Annotated in this window: 3 protein-coding genes; all 3 read left to right on the top strand. The window is 35.5% G+C overall.

Annotation, left to right across the window (positions count from 1 at the left end; genetic code table 11):
- The first annotated feature begins 57 nt into the window (after positions 1-57).
- On the top strand, positions 58-2,199 hold the full coding sequence (mutL, locus tag RMR19_RS12265; protein ID WP_310603777.1) for a DNA mismatch repair endonuclease MutL: 2,142 nt from the start codon (positions 58-60) through the stop codon (positions 2,197-2,199).
- 185 nt (positions 2,200-2,384) lie between these two features.
- On the top strand, positions 2,385-3,206 hold the full coding sequence (locus RMR19_RS12270) for an undecaprenyl-diphosphate phosphatase (RefSeq protein WP_310603778.1): 822 nt from the start codon (positions 2,385-2,387) through the stop codon (positions 3,204-3,206).
- 101 nt (positions 3,207-3,307) lie between these two features.
- The gene (locus RMR19_RS12275; RefSeq protein ID WP_310603779.1) at positions 3,308-4,060 is read left to right on the top strand and encodes a M48 family metallopeptidase; all 753 of its coding nucleotides are present in this window, start codon (positions 3,308-3,310) and stop codon (positions 4,058-4,060) included.
- The last annotated feature ends 84 nt before the right edge of the window (positions 4,061-4,144 follow it).

Raw genomic sequence — 4,144 nt, forward strand, 5'->3', positions numbered from 1 at the left:
AATATGTTATATCAGCTACAAAAACAGATTAAAGGATAGGAAGAACGGTGAATACCAATGGCTAAAATTGAGTTATTAGACCAAAATACCATTAATCAAATCGCTGCAGGAGAAGTTATTGAACGGCCTGCAGCTGTTGTAAAGGAATTAATAGAGAATGCCATCGATGCCAAAGCAAATGCAATCACCGTGGAAATCAAAGATGGTGGAATTAGCTTTATACGTATTACGGATAATGGTGCTGGAATTGCAAGGGATGATATTAAAGTTGCATTCCTCAGACATTCTACAAGTAAGATTCGTTCTGCGCTTGATTTGCTACATGTAGCAAGCCTTGGTTTTAGAGGAGAGGCACTATCAAGTATTGCGGCAGTAGCGCAAGTTGAACTTGTAACAAAAACGTATGGTGAATTAACTGGCATTCGTTATGTAATTGAAGGTGGCGTAGAAAAGACGATGGAGGAAATCGGCTGTCCAGAAGGGACTACATTTCTAATTCGAAATCTGTTCTATAATACACCTGCAAGGCGAAAGTTCTTAAAAAGTGCCTCTACAGAAGCGTCTTATATTGGCGATATTATTGAAAGAATTGCGATATCCCATCCGAATGTTTCCTTCAAGTTTATGAGCAACAATCAAGTGAAACTTCACACTTCTGGTAATGGCAATCTAAAAGATATCGTCTATAATATTTATGGTCGCGAAATTGCTTCAAATGTTGTAGAAGTAAAAGAATCGAGTGAGAATGTAGAAATCTATGGTTATATCGGAAAACCAATTATCTCTCGCGGAAATAGAAATTATGAGAATTATTATATCAATGGCCGTTACGTAAAAAGTGCAATTATTAATAAAGCAATTGAGGAGGCATATAAATCCTATACGATGTCTCATCGCTATCCCTTTACTGCGATTCATCTAACGATTCCAGGAGAGTTTATCGATGTAAATGTTCATCCGACAAAGATGGAGATTCGTTTCCGCAATAATGATGAAATCTATGGAATGGTATTTCATTCTATTAAGGATATTCTTGCTGGCAAAGAATTAATACCAGAAGTTGCGTTAGTAGAAGAGAAGGAAAAGGCGAAACGAATTGAAAACGTTCCAGAACCTTTTGAAAAAAAACGTCTGCAAGGAGCAAATAGAGGAAATCAACCAGATAGGGATGTAAAAATAGTTAATTCTACAATCGTAGATAGAACACCCGTGCAAAATAACACACCAATAGACAAACCAGCATTTGCAACAAAACAGCATTCTACAAGAGTGGATCCTAGTAAAACGGCAATAGTTGGTGCGACGGAGATTGGTAAGCTTGATGCAATTATGAAACATCCACATGAAGCGATTGAGAAGAACTTGAAAGCTACTGTCCATGAGACATCTTCTTATCATGTCGATAAGAAGGTACTTGCAGATACAGATCGGGGCAATATTCATAAAAATGATAGTGAAAAAATCAATCATAGCAAAGATGATACAGAAAAAGCGAATCAAATTAATGAGACAAATTGTGATTATAAAGACAATAATAAAATTTCAACTATAGAAATACAGGCAAACAATATCCCCCAGCAAATCACCCTGTTTGAAGATAAGATGATTTCGGAGGAAGCTCGTAGTAAACACCGAATCATTGGACAGTTATTCAATACGTATTGGATTGTTGAATATGAGGATAAGATGTTTATGATTGATCAACATGCAGCGCATGAGAAGGTCTTATATGAGAAGTTGATTGCCTCATATAAGAATAAAGATACCGCTTCGCAGATGCTACAACCACCAATTATATTGACGTTATCCATGCGCGAAGAGGAAGCTTTGAAAAAACAGATGGCATTACTACAAGAGATTGGTTTTGAGATTGAGCATTTCGGCGGAAAAGAATACTCTGTTCGTGCGATTCCAAATAATCTTTTGGGAATTGCAGAGAAAGATTATCTGATTGAGTTGATTGACTCATTAGTAGATGAAAGCCCTACAAATCTAGTAGAATCCATACTTGAGAAAGCAGCATCTATGTCATGTAAAGCGGCAGTAAAGGGTAACAATCGTCTATCAGTTGCAGAGGCGAATGCATTGATTGATCAATTACTACATCTTGAGAACCCATATCATTGCCCACATGGAAGACCAACGATTATCTCTATGAGCAAGTATGAGATTGAAAAGAAGTTTAAGCGAATTCTATAGTTATCCGTCTATTTGGACGATGTGGGGCATAGAATAGTAATAATGATTGCGTTACAAACATTCATAAAGTATAATAGTAAAGTCAAGATTAACATTGGTATATAATGACATAAATATTAGTGTTACTGATCATGGAGTGAACAGTGACACATCCGTCAGCAGGAGTGAGAGGAGAATTTTTAGGTATGTTAGAATTTTTAAAAGCGATACTTTTTGGTATTGTAGAAGGAATTACAGAATGGCTTCCTATTAGCAGTACAGGACATTTGATTTTATTAAATGAGTTTGTCAATTTAAAAGTAAGAGCCGATTTCTTTAGTATGTTTGAAGTTGTAATTCAACTAGGGGCTATTTTTGCTGTTGTTGTTTTATTCTCGAATCAACTCAGGCCATTATCAAAGAAAGAGAAATATTTTAGTAAGCAAGAAACATTAATGATGTGGTTTAAGATTGCTGTTGCTTGTGTTCCAGCTGCTGTAATAGGAATCATATGGGACGAACAGATTGAAGAATTATTTTATAACTATCAAGTAATTGCAATTGCATTAATTGTGTTTGGTATCGCATTTATTATTATTGAAAACCATACCCATGGAAGAAAGCCACATATTAATTCAATATCAGAAATTACATTTAACACGGCTATTATTATTGGTGTATTCCAATTAATCGCTGCTGTATTCCCTGGAACGAGCCGTTCAGGTGCTACGATTGTTGGTGCACTTTTAATTGGTGTTTCAAGAAGTGTAGCCGCAGAATTTACATTCTTTTTAGCTGTACCAGTAATGTTTGGTGCTAGTTTATTAAAGTTGGTGAAATATGGCCTACCAGCTACTGGAACAGAAGTTGGTATTTTGCTAACAGGAATGATTGTAGCCTTTATCGTATCTGTTGTTGTAATTAAATTCCTAATGGGCTACATTAAGAAACATGATTTCAAAGTATTCGGTTGGTACAGAATTATACTAGGTGCTCTAGTATTAGTATACTTTGGTGTGATTAAATAGTTAATACATAAACACTAATAGAAAAGAAATACTTGCTTTTCTGTTAGTGTTTTTTATTAAATGCTTGGAGCGCAAACGTACAGATAAAGGGGAGTGCCGCAGTGGAGAAAGAGTTACAGTGGAAAACGAAAACAATAGACGAACATTATATCTATTATGATGATTTGGAGATACCATATGAGGTTATTCGCTCCAAACGAAAATCTCTAGCTATTGCAATATCTATTGGTGGAAATGTTACAATTAAAATTCCATGGCAAGCAACAAAAGCAGATGTAATACGTTTATTAGAAACAAAACGGGATTGGATCTATCATTCCTATAAAAAGCAAGTTGTTAGAACGCGAAATGGAATTGAAGTAAAAGAAGGGGCAAGCATTCCTTTTCTAGACAAGGCATTTCGTTTACACATACAACATAATTCTTCAAAAAATGTTGCCGATATCGCTGTACAAGAGGACATTGTTCTTATCGAAACGCCAGTGGTAGATTCGGATTTTATTATAGAATGTTTGGAAACATGGTATAAGAAGAATGCGAAGCATGTTATCACAATGCGTGCAGAACAATATGCAAAAGCGATGGGAGTATCATACGGAAAAATCTCTATTCGAAGTCAAAAGAGTAGATGGGGAAGTTGTAGTAGCTTAGGGAATCTCAACTTTAATTGGCATCTGATAATGATGCCTAGCAATATACTTGATTACGTTGTAGTTCATGAACTTGCACATAGGATAGAGATGAATCATTCAGCACAATTTTGGCAGATTGTTTCCGAATTTTGTCCTGCGTATAAACAAAGAAAAGCTTGGCTAAAAGAAAAGGGTATGTCCTATGAATTGTTGACGAAATAGTAATTTGTAGCGCAGTCTATATGTGCAGACTATACAAAACAAGAACAACGTATCGTCAGAAAAATTCACAAAAATTTTAATATG

The organism is Anaerosporobacter sp. (assembly GCF_031551385.1).
Lineage (GTDB): Bacteria > Bacillota > Clostridia > Lachnospirales > Lachnospiraceae > Anaerosporobacter.

Bases quoted from the DNA above. Each gene is read 5' to 3' on its own strand.
- mutL (WP_310603777.1), top strand. From the start codon at position 58: ATGGCTAAAATTGAGTTATTAGACCAAAATACCATTAATCAAATCGCT.
- RMR19_RS12270 (WP_310603778.1), top strand. From the start codon at position 2,385: ATGTTAGAATTTTTAAAAGCGATACTTTTTGGTATTGTAGAAGGAATT.